The sequence below is a fragment of the Nakamurella alba genome, assembly GCF_009707545.1.
GTDB classification, from domain to species: domain Bacteria; phylum Actinomycetota; class Actinomycetes; order Mycobacteriales; family Nakamurellaceae; genus Nakamurella; species Nakamurella alba.
In genome coordinates this window covers 238944-261233 of record NZ_WLYK01000009.1, presented here as the reverse complement: position 1 = coordinate 261233, position 22290 = coordinate 238944, and the positions used below count along the sequence as shown (strand labels likewise).

At 71.2% G+C, this 22290-nt stretch carries 22 protein-coding genes; 13 read left to right on the top strand and 9 right to left on the bottom strand.

Annotated elements, in window-relative coordinates; translation table 11 throughout:
- Window positions 1-3: 3 nt before the first annotated feature.
- A complete protein-coding gene (locus GIS00_RS21325) occupies window positions 4-1500 on the bottom strand; it encodes a class I SAM-dependent methyltransferase (protein WP_322098257.1) in 1497 nt (498 codons plus the stop codon).
- A 59-nt stretch (window positions 1501-1559) separates the two neighbouring features.
- On the opposite strand from GIS00_RS21325, the gene GIS00_RS21320 reads away from it, so the two are divergent.
- The 3 genes from GIS00_RS21320 to GIS00_RS21310 all read left to right on the top strand — a co-directional run bounded on the left by GIS00_RS21320 (window position 1560) and on the right by GIS00_RS21310 (window position 3797).
- A complete protein-coding gene (locus GIS00_RS21320) occupies window positions 1560-2141 on the top strand; it encodes an HhH-GPD-type base excision DNA repair protein (RefSeq protein WP_154770449.1) in 582 nt (193 codons plus the stop codon).
- Between the two features lie 110 nt (window positions 2142-2251).
- Complete coding sequence (locus tag GIS00_RS21315) at window positions 2252-2587, top strand: DUF3099 domain-containing protein (RefSeq protein WP_322098256.1); 336 nt, start codon at window positions 2252-2254, stop codon at window positions 2585-2587.
- A gap of 109 nt (window positions 2588-2696) precedes the next feature.
- A complete protein-coding gene (locus GIS00_RS21310; RefSeq protein ID WP_154770448.1) occupies window positions 2697-3797 on the top strand; it encodes an Ig-like domain-containing protein in 1101 nt (366 codons plus the stop codon).
- Here the strand turns inward: GIS00_RS21310 and GIS00_RS21305 are convergent.
- Window positions 3784-5136 (bottom strand): DUF222 domain-containing protein, encoded by a 1353-nt coding sequence (locus GIS00_RS21305; RefSeq protein ID WP_154770447.1) that lies wholly within the window; start codon window positions 5134-5136, stop codon window positions 3784-3786. The genes GIS00_RS21310 and GIS00_RS21305 overlap by 14 nt on opposite strands.
- A gap of 210 nt (window positions 5137-5346) precedes the next feature.
- On the opposite strand from GIS00_RS21305, the gene GIS00_RS21300 reads away from it, so the two are divergent.
- Complete coding sequence (locus GIS00_RS21300) at window positions 5347-6474, top strand: Ig-like domain-containing protein (protein WP_196073395.1); 1128 nt, start codon at window positions 5347-5349, stop codon at window positions 6472-6474.
- A 71-nt stretch (window positions 6475-6545) separates the two neighbouring features.
- Here GIS00_RS21300 and glpK (GIS00_RS21295) read toward each other — a convergent pair whose 3' ends face one another.
- Both glpK (GIS00_RS21295) and GIS00_RS21290 read right to left on the bottom strand, forming a co-directional pair.
- Entirely contained in the window at window positions 6546-8063 is a 1518-nt protein-coding gene (glpK, locus tag GIS00_RS21295; protein ID WP_154770445.1) for a glycerol kinase GlpK, read from the bottom strand.
- A 66-nt stretch (window positions 8064-8129) separates the two neighbouring features.
- Entirely contained in the window at window positions 8130-8819 is a 690-nt protein-coding gene (locus GIS00_RS21290; RefSeq protein ID WP_154770610.1) for an MIP/aquaporin family protein, read from the bottom strand.
- Window positions 8820-9203: 384 nt separating this feature from the next.
- On the opposite strand from GIS00_RS21290, the gene GIS00_RS21285 reads away from it, so the two are divergent.
- Genes GIS00_RS21285 through GIS00_RS21270 form a run of 4 tightly spaced genes read left to right on the top strand, consistent with a single transcriptional unit; the run spans window position 9204 to window position 13122 of the window.
- Complete coding sequence (locus GIS00_RS21285) at window positions 9204-9974, top strand: IclR family transcriptional regulator (protein WP_322098255.1); 771 nt, start codon at window positions 9204-9206, stop codon at window positions 9972-9974.
- Complete coding sequence (gene glpK / locus GIS00_RS21280; RefSeq protein WP_322098254.1) at window positions 9971-11494, top strand: glycerol kinase GlpK; 1524 nt, start codon at window positions 9971-9973, stop codon at window positions 11492-11494. Before GIS00_RS21285 ends, glpK (GIS00_RS21280) begins: the two co-directional genes overlap by 4 nt.
- A gap of 33 nt (window positions 11495-11527) precedes the next feature.
- On the top strand, window positions 11528-12415 hold the full coding sequence (gene folP, locus GIS00_RS21275; protein WP_230313920.1) for a dihydropteroate synthase: 888 nt from the start codon (window positions 11528-11530) through the stop codon (window positions 12413-12415).
- Window positions 12412-13122, top strand: a complete 711-nt coding sequence (locus GIS00_RS21270) for a class III extradiol ring-cleavage dioxygenase family protein (RefSeq protein ID WP_154770444.1) — start codon at window positions 12412-12414, stop codon at window positions 13120-13122. The genes folP and GIS00_RS21270 overlap by 4 nt, the downstream gene beginning before the upstream one ends.
- Here the strand turns inward: GIS00_RS21270 and GIS00_RS21265 are convergent.
- On the bottom strand, window positions 13110-14015 hold the full coding sequence (locus tag GIS00_RS21265) for a carbohydrate kinase family protein (protein ID WP_322098253.1): 906 nt from the start codon (window positions 14013-14015) through the stop codon (window positions 13110-13112). The genes GIS00_RS21270 and GIS00_RS21265 overlap by 13 nt on opposite strands.
- 101 nt (window positions 14016-14116) lie before the next feature.
- On the opposite strand from GIS00_RS21265, the gene GIS00_RS21260 reads away from it, so the two are divergent.
- Window positions 14117-14353, top strand: coding sequence for a DUF3039 domain-containing protein (locus GIS00_RS21260; RefSeq protein ID WP_154770443.1), 237 nt, complete (start codon window positions 14117-14119; stop codon window positions 14351-14353).
- A gap of 39 nt (window positions 14354-14392) precedes the next feature.
- On the opposite strand, the gene GIS00_RS21255 is transcribed toward GIS00_RS21260, so the two are convergent.
- A complete protein-coding gene (locus GIS00_RS21255; protein WP_322098252.1) occupies window positions 14393-15598 on the bottom strand; it encodes a YihY/virulence factor BrkB family protein in 1206 nt (401 codons plus the stop codon).
- Between the two features lie 219 nt (window positions 15599-15817).
- Here GIS00_RS21255 and GIS00_RS21250 point away from each other — a divergent pair, with 219 nt between their 5' ends.
- The 4 genes from GIS00_RS21250 (at window position 15818) to GIS00_RS21235 (ending at window position 19931) form a co-directional block, all read left to right on the top strand.
- Window positions 15818-17581, top strand: a complete 1764-nt coding sequence (locus tag GIS00_RS21250) for a DEAD/DEAH box helicase (protein ID WP_407666903.1) — start codon at window positions 15818-15820, stop codon at window positions 17579-17581.
- A 57-nt stretch (window positions 17582-17638) separates the two neighbouring features.
- Window positions 17639-18466: an SDR family NAD(P)-dependent oxidoreductase gene (locus GIS00_RS21245; protein ID WP_154770442.1), complete on the top strand. Its 828-nt coding sequence runs from the start codon at window positions 17639-17641 to the stop codon at window positions 18464-18466.
- Window positions 18467-18577: 111 nt separating this feature from the next.
- The gene (locus GIS00_RS21240; RefSeq protein ID WP_154770441.1) at window positions 18578-19180 is read left to right on the top strand and encodes a sulfite oxidase-like oxidoreductase; all 603 of its coding nucleotides are present in this window, start codon (window positions 18578-18580) and stop codon (window positions 19178-19180) included.
- Window positions 19173-19931, top strand: a complete 759-nt coding sequence (locus tag GIS00_RS21235; RefSeq protein ID WP_322098250.1) for an FAD-binding oxidoreductase — start codon at window positions 19173-19175, stop codon at window positions 19929-19931. The genes GIS00_RS21240 and GIS00_RS21235 overlap by 8 nt, the downstream gene beginning before the upstream one ends.
- A 15-nt stretch (window positions 19932-19946) precedes the next feature.
- Here the strand turns inward: GIS00_RS21235 and GIS00_RS21230 are convergent, their stop codons facing one another.
- The 3 genes from GIS00_RS21230 to GIS00_RS29415 all read right to left on the bottom strand — a co-directional run bounded on the left by GIS00_RS21230 (window position 19947) and on the right by GIS00_RS29415 (window position 22023).
- Entirely contained in the window at window positions 19947-21047 is a 1101-nt protein-coding gene (locus tag GIS00_RS21230) for a M48 family metallopeptidase (RefSeq protein ID WP_154770440.1), read from the bottom strand.
- Between the two features lie 21 nt (window positions 21048-21068).
- Complete coding sequence (locus tag GIS00_RS21225) at window positions 21069-21587, bottom strand: hypothetical protein (protein WP_154770439.1); 519 nt, start codon at window positions 21585-21587, stop codon at window positions 21069-21071.
- Window positions 21588-21828: 241 nt separating this feature from the next.
- Window positions 21829-22023: a DUF7455 domain-containing protein gene (locus GIS00_RS29415; protein ID WP_407666896.1), complete on the bottom strand. Its 195-nt coding sequence runs from the start codon at window positions 22021-22023 to the stop codon at window positions 21829-21831.
- Between the last annotated feature and the right edge of the window lie 267 nt (window positions 22024-22290).

The window sequence follows — 22290 nt, the reverse complement described above, 5'->3', positions numbered from 1 at the left end:
CTCTCAGTCGTCGGTCTCCACCGGGTGGAGCAGGCCCCGGGTGACCCCCACGCGCAGCGCCGGCAGCACCGCCGCGGCGAGGGCATCCGGTTCGACCCCGTGCACCCCGGCGAGTAGTTCGACCAGCACGGCCGTCGGCACTTTGCCCTGGCAACCGGCGAGCAGGGTGCGCCCCCAGTCGTCCACCTGCAGCGTCGCGCCGGGCCCGCCCGGGCGGCGGAGCATGCGCAGCACCGTCGACCAGCCGTTGTCGGTGGCGATCGACCGGTCCTCCAGGATCACGGTGGACGCGAGTGACAGCGGGGTGGCCAGCAGCTCGGCGTCGGAGACGTCCCGCAGCCAGTCGCGGCGGGCCAGGAACGCGGCGGCCTCCGGACCGGTCACCTCCTCCCCGGCGCCGGTGATCTCGTCGAGCACCACGTCGGGGTCGTCGGAATCGGTGCGGCGCAGGGTGAGCACGCCCATCCCGATGCCGGCGACCTTCTCCGCGCGGAACCACTCGAGCCAGGCGCGGGCGGTGGCCTCCGCCTGCCCACCGGTCTCCCCGGCGTCCTTGAGCCAGAGCGCGACGTACTCGGCCGGGTCGGCGAGCTCCCGCTGCACCACCCAGCCGTCCAGCCCGGTGGCCGCGACCCAGCTGCCGACCCGGTCCCGCCAGTCGGTGTCCTCACGGACGATCCAGTTCGCCAGCAGCTGCGCCGTGCCGCCCTCGTTCAGGTGGTCGGGCAGGCCGCGGATCAACTGCTCGCAGATGCCGTCGCCGGCCACCCCGGAGTCCCGGTAGGTGTACTGCTTCCGCCCGGTCCCGATGACGAACGGCGGGTTGGAGACGATGAGGTCGAAGCGCTCGCCGGCGACGGGGGAGAAGAGCGATCCCTGGCGGAGGTCCCAGGTCTGGCCGTTGAGCCGGGCTGTCGCGCCGGCCAGGGCCAGCGCCCGGGTGCTGACGTCGGTCGCCGTGATGTACCCGGCGTGGGATGCCAGGTGCACCGACTGGATGCCGCACCCGACGCCGATGTCCAGTGCCGTGCCGACCTGCTCGCGGATGACGGCATTCGCCAGGGTGATCGACGCGGCACCGATGCCGAGCACGTGCTCGGCGTGGACCGGGCCGGGCCGGGTGTCGGAGTCCAGGTCGGACACCACCAGGAACTCGGACTCGTCGTCGGCGTGCGGTCGGATGTCCAGGCCGGCCCGGACGTCCTCGCCGACGAGTTCCAGCGCGCCGTTCGCGACCGCCCGCTCGATACCCGTGGCCGGCAGCGCCGCCCGGACCGCCGCGGACGACTCGGTGGTGCCCAGCAGGAACAGCCGGATCAGGGTGGACAGCGGTGCGCCGTCCTCGGTGGCCAGCAGGGCGGGGACGAACTCGCCCCGGCCGAGCGCTCGGTGTGCGGAGGATCCGAGCAGCTCGGGGACGCCGGTGGCGTCGAACCCGGCGGCGCGCAGGTCGGTGCCGAGGTCGTCGACGACGGCGGGATCGGTCAGTGGAGGTGTCACCGGCCCAGGCTAGGTGCACCTGCTGGATCGGACGGGGGCGGTCTGCGACGCTGGGCGGCATGGACGACCGTCATCTGTTCCTCACCGGCATCGCGGCTGCCGACCACCTGCTGTCCACCGACCCGAACGCGCTGCTGATCGGCATGGTGCTCGACCAACAGGTGACGATGGAGAAGGCCTTCGCCGGCCCGGCCGTCATCGCCGAACGGATGGGCGGCTCCCTCGACGTCGCGGCCATCGCCGCCGCCGACCCGGAGGTGTTCAAGGAGATCTGCTCGCGCCCGCCGGCAGTGCACCGGTTCCCGGGGTCGATGGCGGGCCGGGTGCAGTCCGTGTGCCAGGTGCTGGTCGAGCAGTACGACGGGGACGCGGCGAACCTCTGGGCCGACGCCGCCGACGGCAAGGAACTGAAGAAGCGGGTCGCCGCGCTGCCGGGCTTCGGAGCGGCCAAGTCGACGATCTTCGTGGCGCTGCTCGGCAAGCAGTACGGCATCACCCCGCCCGGCTGGCGCGAGGCCTCGGCACCCTACGGCGAGGCCGGGGTCCACAAGTCGGTCGCGGACGTCATCGATCCCGACTCGCTGGTGCTGGTGCGGGCCGCGAAAAAGGCAGCGAAGGCCGCGGCGAAGGCCGGCGCCTGATCGTGACTTCTTCGTCGGTCCCGGACGGCGGAGTAGCGTGACGAGCGGTGCCGCCCTGCGGGGTCGCCGGGCGATCCGGTGAGCGGCCGCAGCGCGAGGAGGATGGTGCAGTGACCGAGTCGGCACGTCAGACCCAGGGCCGCAAGCCTGCGCCGGCGGTGATCACCGCCGCCGAACTGCCCTACGACGAGCAGTTCAAGGCCCGCCGCAAGCGCTACATCCTCATGATGTCGATGCGCATCCCGCTGCTGGTGGCCGGTGTGCTCTGCTACCAGATCCCATGGCTGGCCATCGTTCTGATCGGCCTGTCGATCCCATTGCCGTGGATGGCGGTGCTGATCGCCAACGACCGGCCGGCCAAGAAGGCGCGCAAGGTACTGCCCGGCACGATCAACCACGAGCGTGCGTTGCCCGCCGGATCGCGCGAGATCGTCGACAGCGAGTAGTCGGGTCGACACCCACCGTCCGGCGGTTCCCTGCCGGGTGGGCGACGGCGGACCATGACCGGCAGCGGACGACGACGTCCGCCTCGCCGGTCGGAGGTGGCCCGCCGTGATGACAGTGCTGAGTCTGCTCGCCGGAATGCTCGTCGCCCTGCCGGCCGGTGCGCCTCCGGTACTTCCCGCCGGGGACCTCACCGGTGACGGCACCGCCGACGCGATCGAGTACGTCACCACGGACTTCGAGAACTGCCTGATCGTCATCACGCCGGCCGACACCGCGGGCGCCTTCGCCGGCCGGACCTTCGAGCACGAGGCCACCGGGTTCGGCGACTGCGACTACGACTACTTCCTCAAGGGTCTGGGTCAGGTCCGGGACGACGGCTCCTGGCAACTCTTCTTCGACGGCTACCTGGTCGGCGAGCTGTCCACCCTGCGCCGCACCGCCGACGACTTCGTGGTCGAGACCGCACCCCGCAGCACCCAGGCGCCGGTCGACCTGACCGTCACCGATGCCGACGGGGACGGGCGCGACGACACCGTGACCGAGACGAGCGATCTCGCGTCGCAGGCCTTCGCCAGCACGGTGGACGGGAGTGGCCGGTTCGTCTCCAGCGTGGAGGTGGCGAGCTTCCCGTCGACGACGGTCCTGACGCCGGACGACGCCTCGATCAACTACGGCCAACCGGCCGGCATCCTGGTCGAGACCACCGAGGTGATCATCGGTTTCACCCCCACGGGCACCACGGAGGTGTTCGTCGACGGGACCTTCGTGACGGACGTGCAGGCACCGGAGGAGTTCCCCGGGGTGTCCGCGGTCCACGTCGACCTGCCGTTGCTCGCGCCGGGATCGCACACCGTCGAGGCCCGGTATCTCGGTGACACACAGGTCCTGCCCAGCAGGGGGACGACAACGATCCGGGTGGGCCAGGCGACCACCACCACCGCGCTGACGATCACCCCGTCCTCGCCGCTCGCCGGAAGTCCCACGAAGGTGTCGGTGTCCGTGCGCCCGACCCCGGCACAGGGCGGGCCGGCCACCGGTCTCGTCGTGGTGCTCATCGACTGGCGACAGCCGAAGGTGCTCCGCCTCGCGGCCGGGAAGGCATCCACCACGCTGGTGCTCGCCAGGGGGCGGCACCAGGTCCAGGTCGCGTATGCCGGCGATGCGTTCCGGACAGCGAGTGCCACCACCCGGGTCGTCACTGTGCGGTGACTCCTGCGCCGCACGTGCACTGCACGCCGGCGGTCGGCCACGGCTTCGGCGCGGGCAGCGACGGCTCCACGGAGCGGTAGGTGTGCCCCGTCGGGGTGGTCACCGTGATGACGCCGTCCGAGACGTTCCGGCTGTAGCTCCAGCCCTTCCCCGCCTTGTTGATGTCGCAGAACGCGCAGGTGCCCTCCCCGTTCTCGACGGAGGTCTCGCCGCCGATCGCGTAGCCGACGATGTGGTCGAAGTGCCGGATCGGCGCATCGCACCACGGCGTGCGGCACCGCCGGTCGCGCAGCTGGAGGAACATCTTGATGCTGTCGGGGAAGTCCCGGCGGCGTTGGTCCATCCCGTCCAGCCGACCGGTCACCGGGTCGGTGTACAGCCGCCGTATCCAGGTCTGGGAGCTCGCGCCGACCATCTTGCGGGCGAGATCGGCCGGGACGGGACCGTAGCCCTCGATGTAGGCGGCGGTGGAGTCGTCGTCCAGCAGGGCGCGCTCGCCCATCAGGATCCGGATCTCCATGCGGACACCGAGGTTGACGGGCACTCCGTCCTCGTCGCACCCGAAGACGTTCCCTCCGGTGCCCAGACGCACCAGTTCGTCGGCCAGCTTCTGGTCGCGGGTGCGGGTGTCGCCGTCGGTGGTGTCCAGGTCCGCGAAGTGCTGCAGGTGTGCGTGCAGCGCCAAACCCTGGGCGGCCGGAAGGAGGGCGGAGAACCAGCACATGCCGTCCTTGGCCGGGGTGAGGGAGACCCGCCGGTCCGAGACCGCCTTGCGGCGGCGAGCGGCGTACAATTCCGGATCCAGTTCATAGGCGATTGCGTTCGCCTTCTCGGAGGTCTCCGCGTCGCCGAGGTGGGGGAGGTCGGGTGCGATCTTCTCGTCGAGGCGTGAGCGGTCGGCGGGTGACAGTTTCGACGCCGCGCGGGTGATGAGAACTGCCCGGTGTTCGCTGATCTCGCCTCGGTCCAGGCAGGCCCGGAGGTGGGGCATCGCGGAGCTGAGCGCGTCGGCGAGTCCGAGGTGGTGCCGGGCCTGGCTCGGCGATTCCCGTCTGGCCAGCCCGATCTCGGTGATGGTCGTCGATCGGAGTTCTTTCTTCGCGCGCTGGCTGGACGGCTGTACCGCGGCCTCCTTGGCGCGGGCGAACTGGTCCGTCAGCCGGGCCTGCTCCGCTGCGCAGACCGCGGCGATCTGCGTGAGCCACCGGATGTGGTTGATCCGCTCCCAGTTGTCGGAGGCCGACCGCGCCGTCTGTCGGAGCATGTCGGCGAGCACGACGAGATCGCTGTCGGGATCGAAGGTGTCGGCTGCAACGTACACCGCGCCGGAGGTTGTCATGGGTCGGACGGTAGGGATGTCAAGGCCGGTCGTCGGGATCGGAGTTCGGGGATGTGGATCGAACCGGGAGTGTGGACAACTCCGCACGGACGGTCGGCCGGATATCGACCCACCTCTTGCGTGAACTCCCTGTGAGCCCTCATGCTCAGAGCGTCACCGGCAGGCGGGTCCGGTGCGTCGGACGAGGGGTGGGTGGGTCCAATGCGAAGCATGCGCAAGTCGGTGATCACCGGAGTGCTGATGGCACTGGCCGTGGGCGGACTCGGCGGAATGGGTGCCGGCGTCGCCGTGGCCGACGTGCCGGACAAGCCGCGCGGGGACCTGACCGGCGACGGCACCGTCGACAGGTGGGAGTTCGAGCAGGTCGACTCCATTTTCAGCACTCTGACCATCACGCCTGCGGACTCCGATGGAGCATTCGCCGGAAGGACTTTCGTCGAGACGGTTCAAACGGGATCTCTGAACTTCGAAATCTTGATGGTGCTCGGTCAGGTGCGTGACGACGGGTCTTGGCAGATGTTCATCAGCTACTACCCGGGCTTCATCCTGCAGACGATGCGGAGGACGGTCGATGACTTCGTCCTGGAGGAGGACAACGGCACCGGGTTCCCGATCTACTTGGCTGTGGACGACACCGATGGTGATGGACGCGACGACCGAGTGATTATGGAAAGTGATCAGGGCAATCAGGCCTACGCCACTGATATCGACGGATCCGGTCGCATGGTGCGGACCTACGAGGTGGCGACCTACAAGACCAGCACTTGGATCGAGCCGGTGGAGCAGTCGTCGACTTACGGCTCGCCCGTAGAGATCACGTTCGGCACCCTCGAAGACGAATACGGGTTCTACGTCAGCGGCGTTGCGCAGGTCCTTATCGATGGGAAGCTCTATAAGAACGAACCGTACGACTGGCTGGCAGAGGGGTACTCCGGCGGCACCGTTCGCCTCCCTTTCCTGGCCCCCGGCGAATACGACATCGAAGTCAGGTTCCCTGGCAGCGAACGGGCGCTCCCCAGTTCCGCCTCCACGACCATCACCGTCGAGAAGGCCCCCACCACCACAGCTCTGACCATCACCCCGTCCTCCCCGCTGGCGAAGCAGAAGACCACCGTCACCATCACCGTGAAGCCGAACCCCACTGCCGGCGGCGCAGCTACTGGGTACGTGGTGGTGCTGGTGGACTGGAAGAACCCGAAGGTCATCAGGCTCAGCGGCGGGAAGGCAACGACCACGCTGACTTTCGCGACGAAGGGCAAGCACACGGTGCAGGGCGGCTACAGCGGGGACGGGTTCCGGGAGCCGAGCGGCACGGTCCGCACCATCACCGTCCGCTGAGAACCCCGGAGAAACACCACCGCGCCCCGGAAGCAGCTTCCGGGGCGCGGCGGTCCAGCAACAGGAGAGACTCAGTCGTCCTCCTCCACCCAGTCCAGGGTCTTGGTGACGGCCTTGCGCCACTTGGCGTAGAGCTTCTCGCGCTGCGCGGCGTCCATCTGCGGCTCCCAGCGCTTGTCCTCGGCCCAGTTGGTGCGGATGTCCTCCTCGGAGTCCCAATAGCCGACGGCCAGGCCGGCGGCGTAGGCGGCGCCGAGCGCGGTGGTCTCGGCGACCACCGGGCGGATGACGGGCACACCGAGGATGTCGGCCTGGAACTGCATCAGGGTCTCGTTGACGACCATGCCGCCGTCGACCTTCAGCGCGGTGAGATCCACGCCGGAGTCGGCGTTCATCGCATCCAGCACCTCCCGGCTCTGGAAGGCCGTTGCCTCCAGCACCGCCCGGGCGATGTGACCCTTGTTGACGTACCGGGTGAGTCCCACGATCGCGCCCCGCGCGTCCGACCGCCAGTGCGGTGCGAAGAGGCCGGAGAACGCCGGCACGAAGTACGCACCACCGTTGTCCTCCACCGACTTCGCGAGGTCCTCGATGTCCGGCGCCGCAGCGATCAGGCCCAGGTTGTCCCGCACCCACTGCACCAGCGACCCGGTCACCGCGATGGAACCCTCCAGCGCGTAGATCGTGTCCTGCTCACCGATCTTGTAGCAGACGGTGGTGAGCAGGCCGTTCTTGCTGGGCACCAGCTCCGTGCCGGTGTTGATCAGCATGAAGTTGCCGGTGCCGTAGGTGTTCTTGGCCTCGCCGGGGGAGAGGCAGGCCTGGCCGAAGGTGGCCGCCTGCTGGTCGCCGAGGATGCCGGCGATCGGCACCCCTGCCAGCACGCCCTGTGCCCGCACCGTTCCGTATACCTCGGAGGAGGAGCGGATCTCCGGCAGCATCGACATCGGGATGCCCATGTCGGCGGCGATGTCGGCGTCCCAGCTCAGCGTGCGCAGGTCCATCAGCAGGGTCCGGGAGGCGTTGGTCGGGTCGGTGACGTGCAGTCCGCCGTCCACCCCGCCGGTCATGTTCCACAGCACCCAGGTGTCCATGTTGCCGAACACCAGATCGCCGGCTTCGGCCTTCTCCCGGGCACCCTCGACGTTGTCGAGCACCCAGCGGACCTTGGGTCCGGAGAAATAGGTCGCCAGCGGCAGGCCGACCTTGTCCTTGTACCGCTCCTGCCCGCCGCCCAGCGCGCCGAGCTGCTGACAGATCGCGTCGGTCCGGGTGTCCTGCCAGACGATGGCGTTGTAGACGGGCTTGCCGGTGGTGCGGTCCCAGACCAGGGCGGTCTCCCGCTGGTTGGTGATGCCGACCGCGGCGATGGCGTCCTTGGTGAGATCCGCCTTGGCCAGCGCCCCGGCCACCACCTCGCGGGTGTTGTTCCAGATCTCGGTGGCGTCGTGCTCGACCCAGCCGGCCTTCGGGAAGATCTGCTGGTGCTCCATCTGGTCGACGGCCACCACCCGGCCCTCGTGGTTGAAGATCATCGCGCGGGTGGAGGTGGTGCCCTGGTCGACTGCGATCACGTACTGGTCAGCCATGTGGATTTCCGTTCTTCCGTGCAGGAGGGGACAGCATGAGGGGGAGCGCAGGGAGAGAGATGAGCCTCAGGAGGACATCTGGGCGATCAGCGAGTCCGCGTCGATGGCCTTGTAGAGCAGGGTGGCGAGGATGGCGCCGATGATCGGGGCGACGACCGGGACCCAGGCGTAGCCCCAGTCCGAGGAGCCCTTGCCCTTGATCGGCAGGATCGCGTGCGCGATGCGCGGCCCGAGGTCACGGGCCGGGTTGATGGCGTACCCCGTGGGGCCACCCAGCGAGGCGCCGATGCCGACGACGAGCAGGGCGACGAACAGCGGCCCGAGGCCGGACGGGGTGCCGCCGGAGATCAGGATGACGAAGATCAGCACGAAGGTCGCGATGACCTCTGTGACGACGTTCCAGCCGTAGCTGCGGATCGCCGGCCCGGTGGAGAACACCCCGAGCTTCTTGCCCGGGTCCTCGTCCGCGTCGAAGTGGTCCTTGAACGCCAACCAGCACAGCACCGCGCCGATGAAGGCGCCGAGGAACTCGGCCAGGAAGTAGACGACCGCCTGGCTGCCGTCGATGTTGCCCATGATCCACTGCGAGACGGTCACCGCCGGGTTGAGGTGCGCACCCGTCGGGAAGGCGACGTAGACGCCGGCGAACACGCCGAGGCCCCAGCCGAAGTTGATGAGCAGCCAGCCGCCGCCCTCACCCTTGCTGGACTTCAGGATCGCGGTGGCCACGACTCCGCATCCGAGCAGCAGCAGCATCGCCGTGCCGAGCGTCTCGTAGAGGAAGATCTGGCCGTTGGTGGGAGTCAAATGACGTCCTCCTTCTCCGGGCGACGTCGTCGTCGACCCGGTGCCTGGGGCCCGTCCGGCCGGTGGCCGGAGATCCGGGGACCGGTCGCGACGGCCGGGCCGTCGCCCGCGGGGAGGTGTCGGAAGCCCGCTCGTCCGTCCGCGATGACGCCGTGCCCGGCCGGTGGGCCGGATCGCGGCGCCGGACGCCGCGGTGGCATCACCGTAGGGAGGATGTGATCCGGGCGACAACCGGAAGCGTTCGACAATGCCGAACGCGGACGGCGCCGCCGGTGATCACCGTGACGATCTTCCGACGGGTGCCGCGGCCCGACGGACGGTAACGTCACCGGCGTGCCGGGAACCGTGCAGTCGGTGGAGCGCGCCGCCGCGATGCTGCAGTTGCTGGCCGCCGAGGACGAGCCGCTCGGCCTGGTCCAGATCGCCGATGCGCTGGGCCTGGCCAAGGGCACTGCCCACGGCCTGCTGCGCACCCTGGCCGAGGTCGGTTTCGTCGACCAGGAGCCCGGCAGCAACCGGTACCGGGTGGCGCCGGACCTGTTCCGGCTCGGCGCGCCGAAGCTCGATCTCAACGAGATCCGTGCCCGCGCACTGAACTGGACCGATGCGCTGGCCGCCCGCACCGGGGAATCCGCGTGGCTGGCCGCCTTCCGCGACCGGCACGCGGTGATCGCCCATCACGTGTTCCGGGCCGGCGGCGGATCCCAGGTGCTGGCGACCGGTACCGAGATCCCCCTGCACGCCACCGCTCTCGGCAAGGTGCTGCTGGCCTTCGACCCGGGTGCCGCGCGCAGTCAGGTGGGTGTCACCCCGGATGCCTTCACCCGGACGACGGTGATCGACCGGACGGGTGTGCTCCGCATGCTGGCCGGGGTGCGCGATCAGGGGTGGGCCGCCGAGGTGGACGAGTACCGGCCCGGCACCGCCGGTATCGCGTCGCCGGTCCGGGAACGCGGCGGCTACGTGGTCGCCTCGGTCGGGATCACCGGCGCAGTGGACCGGATCTGCGACGAACGGTCCCGGCCGCGCGGCGCGCTGGTCACCGAGGTGCAGCGGGCGGCCCGGTCCATCTCCCGGGAGTTCGGCCACGGGAGGACGGAGTGAGCGAGCGGTACGTCGCCGCCCTGGACCAGGGCACCACCTCCACCCGTTGCATCCTGTTCGACCGGCACGGCCGGATGGTGTCCATCGCGCAGCGCGAGCACCGGCAGCATTTCCCGCACCCGGGCTGGGTGGAGCACGACGCCGCCGAGATCTGGTCGGTGGTGCGCAAGGTGGTGCCGCAGGCGCTGGCCGATGCCGACGTCGACCCGTCGCAGGTGATCGCGCTGGGTGTCACCAACCAGCGGGAGACGGTGGTGCTCTGGGACCGCCGCACCGGGCAGCCGGTGCACCGGGCGGTCGTCTGGCAGGACACCCGCACCGTCGGGCTGCTGGAGGAGATCGCCCGGGAGATGTCGGCGGAGGAGATCCGGCGCCGCACCGGGCTGCCGCTGTTCAGCTACTTCTCCGGACCGAAGCTCCGGTGGATCTTCGAACGCCACCCGCACCTGTACGAGCGGGCGGTCCGCGGCGAGCTGATGTTCGGCACGATGGACTCCTGGATCGTCTGGAACCTCACCGGCGGCGTGGAGGGCGGCCGGCACGTCACCGATGTGACCAATGCCAGCCGCACCATGCTGATGGACCTGGACACCCTGGACTGGGACGACGACCTGCTCGACGTCATGCGCGTGCCGCGCGCGGTGCTGCCGGAGATCCGGTCCACCATGGGCACCGTCGGCACCACCGTCGCTCCCGTCCGCGGGCTCCCGGTCGCCGCGGTGATCGGCGACCAGCAGGCGTCGCTGTTCGGGCAGACCGCCTTCGAGGCCGGCGACGCGAAGTGCACCTTCGGCACCGGCAGCTTCCTGCTGCTCAACACCGGGGAGACGCCGATCCGGTCCCGGCACGAGCTGATCACCACCGTCGCGCACCGCGCGGAGGGTCAGCCCGCGGTCTACGCGCTCGAGGGCTCGACGGCGGTGGCCGGCGGTCTGGTGCAGTGGTGCCGGGACAACCTCGGCCTGATCCGCACCCCGGCCGAGATCGAAACCCTCGCGGCCACGGTCTCCGACAACGGCGGCTGCTACGTGGTGCCCGCCTTCTCCGGGCTGTTCGCCCCGTACTGGGACCCGGGCGCCCAGGGCACCATCGTCGGCCTCACCTCCTACGTCTCCAAGGGGCACATCGCCCGGGCGGTACTGGAGGCGACCGCCTGGCAGACCCGCGATCTCGTCGAGGCGATGAACGCAGATGCCGGGGTGCCGGCCCGCTCGCTGCTGGTGGACGGCGGGATGACCGGCGACAACCTGCTCATGCAGGCGGTGGCCGACGCCCTCGGGATCCCGGTGGTGCGGCCGATCATGGCCGAGACCGTCGCCCGCGGTGCTGCCTACGCGGCCGGCCTCACCGTCGGGTACTGGGCCGACCGCAACGTCCTCAAGGGCCAGTGGCAGCGGGCCGCCGAGTGGCACCCGCAGGTGGCGGAGGACCGGCGGGAGCTCGAGTACCGGCACTGGCAGCACGCCGTCGCGCTGGCCCGGGAGTGGGGCCGGCGCACCGCCGCCGACCGCCGCGACTGAGCCCGTTCACCCCCCGTGCCTACACTCGGGGCCATGACGGGGACGCAGCCGGTGTTCGGCGAACTGCTGCTCCGGGACCGGTCGGTGCGACCCGGTGAACTCCTGGTGATGGCGATCGTCAACCGCACCCCCGATTCCTTCTACGACCGCGGCGCCACCTATGCCGAACAGGCGGCGCTGGACCGGGTGCGCACCGTCGTCGGGCAGGGCGCCGACCTGGTGGACATCGGCGGGGTGAAGGCCGGCTACGGCCGGTTCGTCTCGGTGGAGGAGGAGATCGACCGCACCGCAGGCTTCGTCGCCCGGGTCCGGTCCGAGTTCCCCGACCTGCCGATCAGCGTGGACACCTGGCGGCACGAGGTCGGTCGCGCGGTCTGCGAGGCCGGCGCCGACGTGCTCAACGACGCCTGGGGCGGGCACGACCCGGAGCTGGCCGCCGTCGCCGCGGAGTTCGGCGCCGGCATCGTGTGCTGCCACACCGGCGGTCTCGCCCCCCGGACCGACCCGCACCGCCCGCAGTACGACGACCTGATGGGCGAGGTGCTCGCCGCCACCACGGGTCTCGCCGAACGCGCGGTGGCGCTGGGGGTGGATCCGCGGCGGGTGGTCATCGATCCCTGCCACGACTTCGGCAAGAACACGTGGCACTCGCTGGAGGTCACCCGCCGGCTGGGCGAGATGGCCGCGACGGGTTGGCCGGTGCTGGTGTCGTTGTCCAACAAGGACTTCGTCGGCGAGAGCCTCGGCGCCGAACTGCCCGACCGGCTGCCCGGGACGCTGGCCGCGTCCGCCGTCAGTGCCTGGCTCGGCGCGACGATCTTCCGCGCGCACAACGTCCCGGAGACCCGGATGACCCTCGACATGGTCGCCACCATCCGCGGCGACCGGCCGCCGGTCCGCGCCGTCCGGGGGTTGGCATGATCGTCGGCGCGGTGGTGGCCCCGCACCCGCCGTTGCTGCTGCCCGGCGTCGGCGGCGGCACCGGCGGTGACGAGCTCCGGGACGTGAGGGACCGTGCGGTGCAGGCGATCCGGGACCTCGACAGGCGGGGGATCGACACCTGGATCGTCGTCGGCGGGGTCCCCGCTGCCGCGACGACCACCACGAATGACGGGATCCCGTTCGCCGGCATCGCCCCGTGGCCCGGGCGCACGGGTGGCTCCCTGCCCCTCTCGCTGGCCGTCGGGATCTCGCTGCTGGACGCCGCCGAGGTGCCCGGAACTGTCTCTCTGCGGGGCATCCCGTTCGACGCGACACCACAGGACTGCCAGGGAGCCGGATCCCGGATCGCAAGTGTCGAAGGACGTTGTGCCCTCCTGGTTCTCGGTGACGGGTCCGCCCGCCGGACCAAGGCCTCACCGGGGGACTTCGATGCCGATGCCGAGGGCTGGGACGACATCGTGGACGGCGCACTGCGGACCGCCGACACCACCGCGCTGGCCGCGCTCGACCCCGCCGACGCGGACCGGTTCCTCGCCGCCGGCCGGGCCGCCTGGCAGGTGCTCGCCGGTGCGTTCGCCGGCGGACCGGCACCGACCGCGGACGGCACGTGTTTCACCGCACCGCTGGGCGTCGCCTACTGGGTGACCACCTGGTCACCCGGCGACGGGCCCGGTCAGCCGTCCTGAGGCCGGGCCCCGATCGCCGCGGCCGCGGCGGTCCCGGCGAGCACACCGGCCCGCAGCGCGTCGACCGGGTCGGCGCCGGCCAGCCAGCTGGCCAGCAGCCCGGCGTTGAAGGCGTCACCCGCGCCGGTGGAGTCGGTCTCGTGCACCTGCGGCGCGGGCACGGTGGCCCGCTGGTCCGCGGAGTACCAGGACGCGCCGTGCCGGCCGTGCGTGACCACGAGCGCCTTCAGGTGCTGCAGCACCATCTCGACCCCGCCGAGCGCGGCCAGTTCCGCGTCGTTGGGCAGCAACAGGTCCACCCCGTGCGCCCACTCCAGGAAGGTCGCGGCGCCGACGGTGCCGATGTGGGTGGCGGCCTGCGGGTCGAGCGAGGTGGTCCAGCCCGCGGCCCTGGCCGCGGCCAGCGAGGCCAGCCCGGCCGCCCGGGACCCCTCGTCCAGCAGCACGTACCCGGACAGGTGCAGGTGTGCCCGGCGGGTGGACAGGTCGATGTCCGGCAGCACCACGTCCGCCTCCGAGAACGCCTTGTTGGCACCCCTGTCGGCGAGCATCGTGCGGTCGCCGTCCTCGGCCACCAGCACCACCACGCAGCAGGTCGCGAGTACCGGGTCCTCGGCGAACAGGCAGTCGATGCCGGCGGCAGTCAGCTCCGCACGCGCGGTCCGGCCGGCTTCGTCCGCGCCGACCCGGGCGATCAGCGACACGTCCAGGTCGTGCCGGGCCAGCCAGGCGGCGGTGTTGCCGCCCGCGCCGCCGGGTGCCACCGAGACCTGCGCCCGGGTGTCGTGACCGAACACGATGGCCCCGGCCAGTTTCGTCACCACGTCCAGGCCGACGTCACCGACCACCGTGACGTGCGGGCGGGTCGGTGCGGCCGGTGCCGGGTCGTTCACGGGGCGGGGTCCTTCGCTGATCGGTGCGCGGTCGGGGGAGCGGTGGTGCGCACAGGAACTGGCATCATGGCAGGGCCCGGGCAACACGAGCGAGGAGCGTCATGGGACAGAGCGATGTGCTGGAGCGGCCGGACGTCGACGTCAGCAACACGACGGACGACGACACCCCGAAGATGTTCCACTACGTCCGGAAGAACAAGATCGCCGAGAGCGCGGTGACCGGGAACTTCGTGGTCGCCCTCTGCGGCGAGACCTTCCCGGTGACCAAGTCGCCGAAGCCCGGATCCCCGGTCTGCCCGGACTGCAAGAAGATCTACGACCAGATGAAGAAGGGCTGAGCTCCCTCGTCATCCCGGGCCTGCCGGGCCCGGTGGACCTCAGGCCGCGGCGCGCTTCGGGTCGAAGCGCTGCCACTTGCGCATCTCCCGGCGGGACCGGCGCGGGGGGTAGTACTCCAGCAGCGCGTTGTTGAACTGCGCGCCGATGATGATCGCCATCGAGATGAAGTAGTAGAAGAGCAGGAACGTGATCGGCGTGGCCAGCGCCCCGTAGGTCAGGCCGTGCTCGTACACGTAGGCCAGGTAGAGGCGCAGGCCGATCGAGGCGACGAAGAAGACGACCGCGGCCAGCAGCGCGCCCGGGATCCCGCGCTTCCAGGAGTGCCGGTGCTTCGGGGCCACCTTGTAGAGGGTGGTCAGCAGCAGCAACAGGCCGATGGCCAGTGCCGGGTAGTAGGCGATGATGACGACGGTCTCGACGTTCGCCTGCCAGGACGGCGGGAACAGCCGCGGCAGGTAGTCCGGGCCGACCGCGAGCAGCGGCAGCACGAAGATCCCGGCGACCAGGGCGATCAGGTAGAGGCCGAGGGCGAAGAACCGCTCCACCACCGGGTGCCGCACCTCGTGCTGGCAGTAGGCGATGGTGATCGACTCGACGAACGCCGACATCGCCGAACTACCGGCCCACAGGCTGATGATCAGGCCGATCGACACCACGTCCGTCTGCCCGTTGTTCAGGATGACGTCGACCGTGTTGCCGATCAGGTTGTCGGCGACCTCCTCGTTGAAGATCGAACGGAGGAAGACGTCGACCTGCTCCCGGATGGCGCCGATGGTCTGGTCGCCGAACAACGGCGCCACGAAGCCGACGAGACCGAGCAGCGCCAGCAGCAGCGGCGCGGTGGACAGCGCGCACCAGAACGCCGCCTGCGAGCTCATGCCGAAGAGCGAGTCGCCCCAGGCCTTGGAGAACGTCCGGCCCCAGACCTTGCGCCACCGGTGCTGCAGCGGCTGGCCGAGCACCGGGATCGGGCCGGTGCCGGCCCGGTGCCAGGGGTAGGTGCGGGAGAGCGGTCCGGGTTCGACGGACGGCCGGTCGATGATCACCGTGGCCGAGGAGTCGCCGGAACCGGAACCCGGATCGGCCGGCGGAGTCACCACGCCGTTCGCCTGTCCGGTCACTGCGCCGTTGGACACCGCGCCGTTGGACGCGACACCGTTGGACACCACGGTCGGCAGGCCGGGCCCCGGCGCCGTCGGGGGTGCGGCGATCGCCGGGCGCGGCTGGTCGGTGGCACCACTCACCCCACCAGGGTGCCAAGCCGGGCCGCCGTTCGGGGGCGGACACCACCGGCCATTGCCAACTTGTGACACTTTCCGCAGCGCGCCGACGCGACCTGCGGGAGGTCCGGATCCGTCGGTCCCCGGTTGTACCGTGGACGCCGCCCCCCGGATCCGCGTGCACCGCAGCGGCCGGGGGTGGTCATGTGACGGGCTAGGCGCGAGGGGGGAACGGTCGTGACGATCGCCTCCGCCGGGGCTGCCCTGCGGCCCTCGCCGCCCGACCCGGCCCGGCTCCGGCCGTGGCAGCGGGCCGCCGTCGCCGCCTACGAGGACGCCGGCCGGCGGGACTTCCTGGTCACCGCGACCCCGGGCGCCGGCAAGACCACTTTCGCGCTCACCGTCGCCCTGCGGCTGCTGGCCGGCCGGGTGGTGGACCGGGTCGTCGTGGTCTGCCCGACCGACCACCTGCGCACCCAGTGGGCCGACGCGGCCGCCGCGTTCGGACTGGTGCTCGACCCGACGATGACCAACGCCCAGGGGCCGGTGCGCGACGGCGCGCACGGCTACGTGACCACCTACGCCCAGGTCGCCCAGCGCCCGGCCATCCACGCCGCCCGCTGCGGCCGGCGCAAGACGCTGGTCGTGCTGGACGAGATCCACCACGCCGGCGACGGTCTGAGCTGGGGCGAGGCGGTGTCCGAGGCGTTCGCCGACGTGCACCGGCGGCTCAGCCTCACCGGCACCCCGTTCCGCACCCGGGCCGACGAGCGGATCCCGTTCGTCGGTTACGAGCAGGACGGCGATCTGCTGCGCTCGCTCGCCGACTACACCTACGGCTACCGGGAGGCCCTTTCCGACCGGGTGGTGCGCCCGGTGGTGTTCGCCGCGTACACCGGAGTCTCCCGCTGGCGGAACTCGGCCGGCGAGGTGATCGCCGCCTCGCTCACCGACGCCGGCACGAAGTCGGTGGAGGCGGCCGCCTGGAAGACCGCGCTGGATCCCCGTGGCGGCTGGGTGCCGCACGTCATCGCCGCGATGGACGAGCGGATCACCCACCTCCGACACACCGGCATGCCGGACGCCGCCGGCCTGGTGCTCGCCTCCGACCAGGACGACGCCCGCGCCTACGCCGACGTGGTGCGCAACCTGACCGGCGAGAAGCCGGTGCTGATCCTGTCCGACGACCCGAAGGCCTCGAAGAAGATCGAGGAGTTCCGGGAGTCCCGGGAGCGGATCGCGGTCTGCGTCCGGATGATCTCCGAGGGCGTCGACGTGCCGCGCGCGGCCTGCCTGGCCTGGATGACCAGCTACCGCACACCGCTGTTCTTCGCCCAGGCCGTCGGGCGTGTGGTCCGCGCCCGTGGCGCGCACGAAGCCGCCACCGTGTTCCTGCCGGCGGTGCGCCCGCTGCTCACCCTGGCCGCCGAGATGGAGACCGACCGCAACTTCGTGATCTCGCCGCCGCCGAAGGCACCGGCCGACGACCCGGAGCTGCAGGATCCGCTGGACCTGCTGCCGGGGGAGAAGGACGAGGCCGACGAGCTCGGGCAGTTCGAGGGACTGGAGTCCGAGGCCTCCTTCGCGCACGTGCTGCACAGCGGCCGGGCGGTCACCCACGAGCCGACATCCGCGGACCTGCCGGAGTTCTCCGGCGACGAGGAGGCCTACCTCGGTCTGCCCGGCCTGCTCACCCCGGAGCAGACGGCCGCGCTGCTGTCCCGGCGGGACTCCGAACTGCGCCGCAAGGTCACCGCCGCCTCCAGCCGCCGGATCCAGGACGAGGCGCCCGCCGAGGAGGACACCCCGCAGCTCGGTCAGTGGCGGTTGACCTCCGAGCTGCGGCGCGAGGTCAACCAGCTGGTCTCCCGGGTCGCGGCCCGCACGGGCGAGCCGCATGCCAAGGTGCACGGCCGGATCCGCCGCGAGGTGCCCGGCCCACCGTCCGCGGCGGCCTCCGCCGAGCTGCTCGAGCGGCGGCGGGACCACCTGCTCGGTCTGCTCTGAGCGAATCCGGCATCGTTTTCCGGAGGCACCCTCCGCTCGGGGCGTAGCGTCGGCGGCATGGCAGAGAACAAGATCTGGTTCATCACCGGCACCTCCCGCGGTTTCGGCCGGGCCTGGACGAGGGCCGCCCTGGAGCGCGGCGACCGCGTCGCCGCCACCGCGCGGGACACCACCTCCCTGGCCGACCTGGTCGACGAGTTCGGCGACGCGATCCTGCCGATCGCCCTGGACGTGACCGACCGCGACGCCGACATCGCCGCCGTGCAGCAGGCGCACGCGCACTTCGGCCGGCTGGACGTGGTGGTCAACAACGCCGGCTACGGCCACTTCGGCATGATCGAGGAGCTGTCCGAGCAGGACGTCCGGGACCAGTTGGAGACCAACGTGTTCGGCGCGTTGTGGATCACCCAGGCGGCGGTTCCGCTGCTGCGCGCACAGGGTGGAGGGCACATCGTGCAGGTCTCCAGCATCGGCGGGGTGCTCGCCTTCGCCGGGCTCGGCGCCTACCACGCCTCCAAGTGGGCGTTGGAGGGCTTCACCGAGGCGCTCGCCGCCGAGGTGGCGCCGTTCGGCATCCGGACCACGCTGATCGAGCCCGCCGGGTTCGCCACCGACTGGGCCGGCGACTCGTCGAAGCACTCCACCGCGCTGCCCGAGTACCAGGAGGTCCGCGACGCCCGGAACGCCGTCCGTGCGGGCGCCGCCCGACCGACCGCCGAGGACACCGTGGAGGCACTGTTCGCCGCCGTCGACGCCGCGGAACCGCCGACCCGGCTGCTGCTCTCGAGCGCCGCCGTGGACCTGGTGCTGCCGGCCTACGAGCGCCGGGTGCAGCACTGGAAGGACTGGGACGAGGTCAGCCGCACCGCCGACGCGAAGGCCTGAGCCGAGCCTGACCCGGGCCGCGGCTGCGCGGATCCGACGGGTCTGGTTCGCGCGACCGTGGTTGGGCAAGATCAACGGCAGCACACCACTGCGGCAGCGAGGAGACGGCAGATGGCGATCACCCGCGGGTTCACCGGGCGGCGGCGCACCGACCCACGGCTCCCGCCCGGGCAGTACGACGTCGGCCGGGACTTCCCGGTGCTGACCGCCGAGGTCACCCCGCGGATCAACCTGGACCGCTGGACGATGACCGTCGACGGCCTGGTCGCCAACCCGATCACCTGGACCTGGAACGAGATCCGCTCGCTGACCCCGTCCACCTACCGGGGCGACATCCACTGCGTGACCACCTGGTCCAAGCTCGACACCTGGTTCGGCGGTGTGTCGGTGGACGAGTTGTTCGCCGCGAGCGGGGTGCTGCCCACCGCGACCCACGTGCTCGCCACGTCCACCACCGGCTACACCACCAACCTGCCGCTGGACGACATCCGCGGCGGCAAGGCGTGGCTGGTCTGGACCCACGAGGACAAGCCGCTGCCCACCGAGCACGGCGGTCCGATCCGGCTGCTGGTCCCGCACCTGTACTTCTGGAAGAGCGCGAAGTGGATCACCCGGCTCACCCTGCTGGATCACGACGAGCGAGGTTTCTGGGAGCGCAACGGGTATCACGACCACGGCGATCCGTGGACCGAGGAGCGCTACTCCGGTGACTGACCTTCCCGCCGGCACCGACGATCCCCACAGCACCGACGGACCCGCGGTACCGGCCGTGCTCGCCCCGGTGGGCGGCTGGCGGACGGCCACGGTGGCCGGGATCGACCACCCGACGGCGCACGGCGTCCGGCTCCGGCTGGACGTGCCGGACCGGGTGGACCACCTGCCCGGGCAGCACTACGTACTGCGGCTGACCGCCCCCGACGGCTACACCGCGACCCGGTCGTACTCGATCGCCTCCGCCCCGTCCGACCCGCTGCTGGAGCTGTTCGTCGAGGTGCTGCCGGACGGCGAGGTGTCCGGGTTCCTCGACGAGGTGGTGGAGCCGGGCGACGAACTCGAGGTGCGCGGCCCCATCGGTGGCTGGTTCGTCTGGACGGGGGAGCGGCAGGCGGTCGCCATCGGCGCGGGATCGGGTGTGGTGCCGCTGGTCTCGATGCTCCGCCATGCCCGGGACGTCGGCCGGACCGACGCCCTGACCCTGGTCACCGGCGCCCGCACGCTGGCCGACCTGCCCTACGCGGACGAGTTCCGGGCCGCCGGTGCGCATCTCGTGCTGTCCCGGGAGGACCACGACGGCCGGCCCGCCGGACGGCTGGCCGCCGCGGACCTGGCCGGGCTGCTGACCGGCGCCGAGCGCGGGTTCGTCTGCGGCTCCGCCGGTTTCGCCGAGACCGCCTCGGTGCTGCTGGCCGACCTGGGCATGGACGTGCAGCAGATCAGGGTCGAGCGCTTCGGCCCGACTTCCTGATCCGGTCCGCGCTGCTCAGTTCTTGCCGGGATCCGGCGTCTCACCACCGTCGGCGGACCCACCCGATCCGGAGCCCGCCTGCTCGCCGCGCCCGAACAGCCCGGAGACCATGTCGGCGAACCCGCGGCCGGCGGCACCCGCCGCGCCGCCGAGGTCCTGGCCGACGGAGCGCAGGGTGGTGAACAGCGGGTCGGTGGATGCCTCGAACCGCTCCTTGTAGGACTTCGCGGCCGCGGTGAACTGCTCGCCGATCCTGGCCGAGCCGTCGTCCTCACGCTTCGGGTAGTCGCCGCCGAGGATCGTGCCGTACTCGCCGGAGGCGACCCAGGCGCGCAGCGCAGCGGCCCGCGGCACCGAGAACGGATGGGTCTGCGGCAGCAGGTTGATCAGCTTGAGCACGCCGTCCCGCAGGTCGCCGGTGGACTCGTACTCCGCGGCCTGCTCCAGGAAGGCGTCGGTGTCCATCTTCGCCAGCTCCGGGCCGCCGGCCAGCTTCATCATCACCCGCAGCGCCACCACCTCGTCCTGCGAGGCCAGCAGACCGGCCCGGTCGGCGGACAGCTCGGACTTGCGGGACCACTCGTTGAGCGCGGCGATCATCGACTGCAGGCCGAGCCGGCCGGCCGGCAGCGCCCCGAAGGAGTCGGCCAGCTGCATCAGCACGGTGAGCACGGTGCGGTAGACACCGTGCCCGGACAGCGCGTGCCCGATCTCGTGGCCCAGCACGAACCGCAGCTCGTCGGCGTCCATCAGGTCCACCATGCCGGTGCTCAGCACGATGAACGGCTCGTCGATGCCCAGCGTCATCGCCTGCGGCACCGGGTCCTGGCGCAGGTACAGCTCCGGCCGGCGCGGGGAGTCGAGCACGTGCAGCGCGCCCAGGTAGAGGTCGTCGATCTCGGAGAACTGACGGCGGTCCACCCGGATCGCGGAGGCCAGGTAGAGCAGCCGGTACTGGCGCTCGCGGAGCAGGCCGGCGAGCTTGCGCAGCACCGTGTCCACGCCGCTCAGGCTGCGCAGGGTGACCAGCGCGGCGCGGTCCGCAGGGTGCTCCCAGGCCCGTGAGGAGATGCCCGGGAAGGTTCGCCTGGTCTTCTTGACCTGCTTCGCTGCCATGTCCCCACCCTGCCTCACGGCTCAGCCGGAGGCCAGGGCTTTCACCGAACCCACCAGCGCGATCGCCCCGCCGATGAGGAAGAGGTACCAACCGGGGCCGGCGTTGGCGAACAGGGCCGACAGGTTCTGCCCCATCAGCTGGGCCGAGCGGGCCAACCACCAGCCGGCGGCGCCCATCGCGGCGAGCGACAGCACCAGGCCGGCCAGCCCGAACGGGCGGTGGTCCAGCGGTGCCAGCATCGCGAGGCCCAGCAGCACCAGCGCCGCACCGGCGATCCCGACGCCGATCACCGCGTAGCCGCCGATGGCCCAGGAGGCGGAGACCGTGCTGCCGGCCCGCATGGTGATGTAGATGCCCCAGCCGTTCGGGGCCGTGGCGCTGCCGGGCAGGCCGACCCCGGCGACCACGTAGGTCCAGGAGAGCGCCAGTTGCAGCAGGCCCATGACGCCGCCGAGCACCACGAAGAGGGAACCGAGTACATCGGGCCGCGGAACGGGGACGACGACCGGGCGCAGTCCCGTCGCCGGTCCGCTGGTCACGTGCCTTGCTCCTCGCCGGTCCCGCTCGTGCGCCACCGATCGGCGCGCACCGCTACCGCCATCATCGCGCACCGGCCCGCGTTCCGGGCCGGTTTCGGGCGTGCCCGACCGGCGTGGCGCACCGCCGGCGTTCACGATCCCGGACGGCCCGTGAACGGCACAGGGGCGGACCGCGATGCGGTCCGCCCCTGTGCGGGTGCTTCTGTCCGTCGTCGGCACCAGGCGCGGCGACGGTCTCGGATCAGTTCGTCGCGCGCGAGTCGTGCAGCACGGCGGCGAGCTCCTCGAGACGTTCCGAGTGTTCGCGGGCGTGGTGGCCGCAGAAGAGCAGCTCACCGCCCTTCGGGAGGATCGCCCGCACCACTGCCGCGGCTCCACAACGGTCACAGCGATCGGCGGCGGTCAGTTCAGTGGGACTGGCCAAGGCTCCGGTCACATCGTCCTCCCATCCATCGGCCGCCTCGGCGACCCGGGGCGGCAACTCCTACACACAATCCGACGCCGCAGGGGGGATGGATGTTCCACATCGAGCGGAAAATTCGATGTGATCCTGCATCCTCCGACTTCGTCACGGCCTCGGTGCCCGCCCGGTCGGCCGGTCACTCGTCGTGTCCGGCGAGCACCCTCCGTGGGGGACCTCTCCATCGTGCCATTGCCCTGCGTCGGATCGACGTAATTCGCCGTCGGCGAACGTGACGAAGAG

What these genes read in the sequence shown, in the direction of transcription:
- GIS00_RS21320 (WP_154770449.1), top strand. Translation starts at nt 1,560, where the DNA reads ATGGACGACCGTCATCTGTTCCTCACCGGCATCGCGGCTGCCGACCAC.
- GIS00_RS21310 (WP_154770448.1), top strand. Translation starts at nt 2,697, where the DNA reads ATGACAGTGCTGAGTCTGCTCGCCGGAATGCTCGTCGCCCTGCCGGCC.
- GIS00_RS21305 (WP_154770447.1), bottom strand. Translation starts at nt 5,136, where the DNA reads ATGACAACCTCCGGCGCGGTGTACGTTGCAGCCGACACCTTCGATCCC.
- GIS00_RS21300 (WP_196073395.1), top strand. Translation starts at nt 5,347, where the DNA reads ATGCGCAAGTCGGTGATCACCGGAGTGCTGATGGCACTGGCCGTGGGC.
- glpK (WP_154770445.1), bottom strand. Translation starts at nt 8,063, where the DNA reads ATGGCTGACCAGTACGTGATCGCAGTCGACCAGGGCACCACCTCCACC.
- GIS00_RS21290 (WP_154770610.1), bottom strand. Translation starts at nt 8,819, where the DNA reads ATGCTGCTGCTGCTCGGATGCGGAGTCGTGGCCACCGCGATCCTGAAG.
- folP (WP_230313920.1), top strand. Translation starts at nt 11,528, where the DNA reads ATGACGGGGACGCAGCCGGTGTTCGGCGAACTGCTGCTCCGGGACCGG.
- GIS00_RS21270 (WP_154770444.1), top strand. Translation starts at nt 12,412, where the DNA reads ATGATCGTCGGCGCGGTGGTGGCCCCGCACCCGCCGTTGCTGCTGCCC.
- GIS00_RS21260 (WP_154770443.1), top strand. Translation starts at nt 14,117, where the DNA reads ATGGGACAGAGCGATGTGCTGGAGCGGCCGGACGTCGACGTCAGCAAC.
- GIS00_RS21245 (WP_154770442.1), top strand. Translation starts at nt 17,639, where the DNA reads ATGGCAGAGAACAAGATCTGGTTCATCACCGGCACCTCCCGCGGTTTC.
- GIS00_RS21240 (WP_154770441.1), top strand. Translation starts at nt 18,578, where the DNA reads ATGGCGATCACCCGCGGGTTCACCGGGCGGCGGCGCACCGACCCACGG.
- GIS00_RS21230 (WP_154770440.1), bottom strand. Translation starts at nt 21,047, where the DNA reads ATGGCAGCGAAGCAGGTCAAGAAGACCAGGCGAACCTTCCCGGGCATC.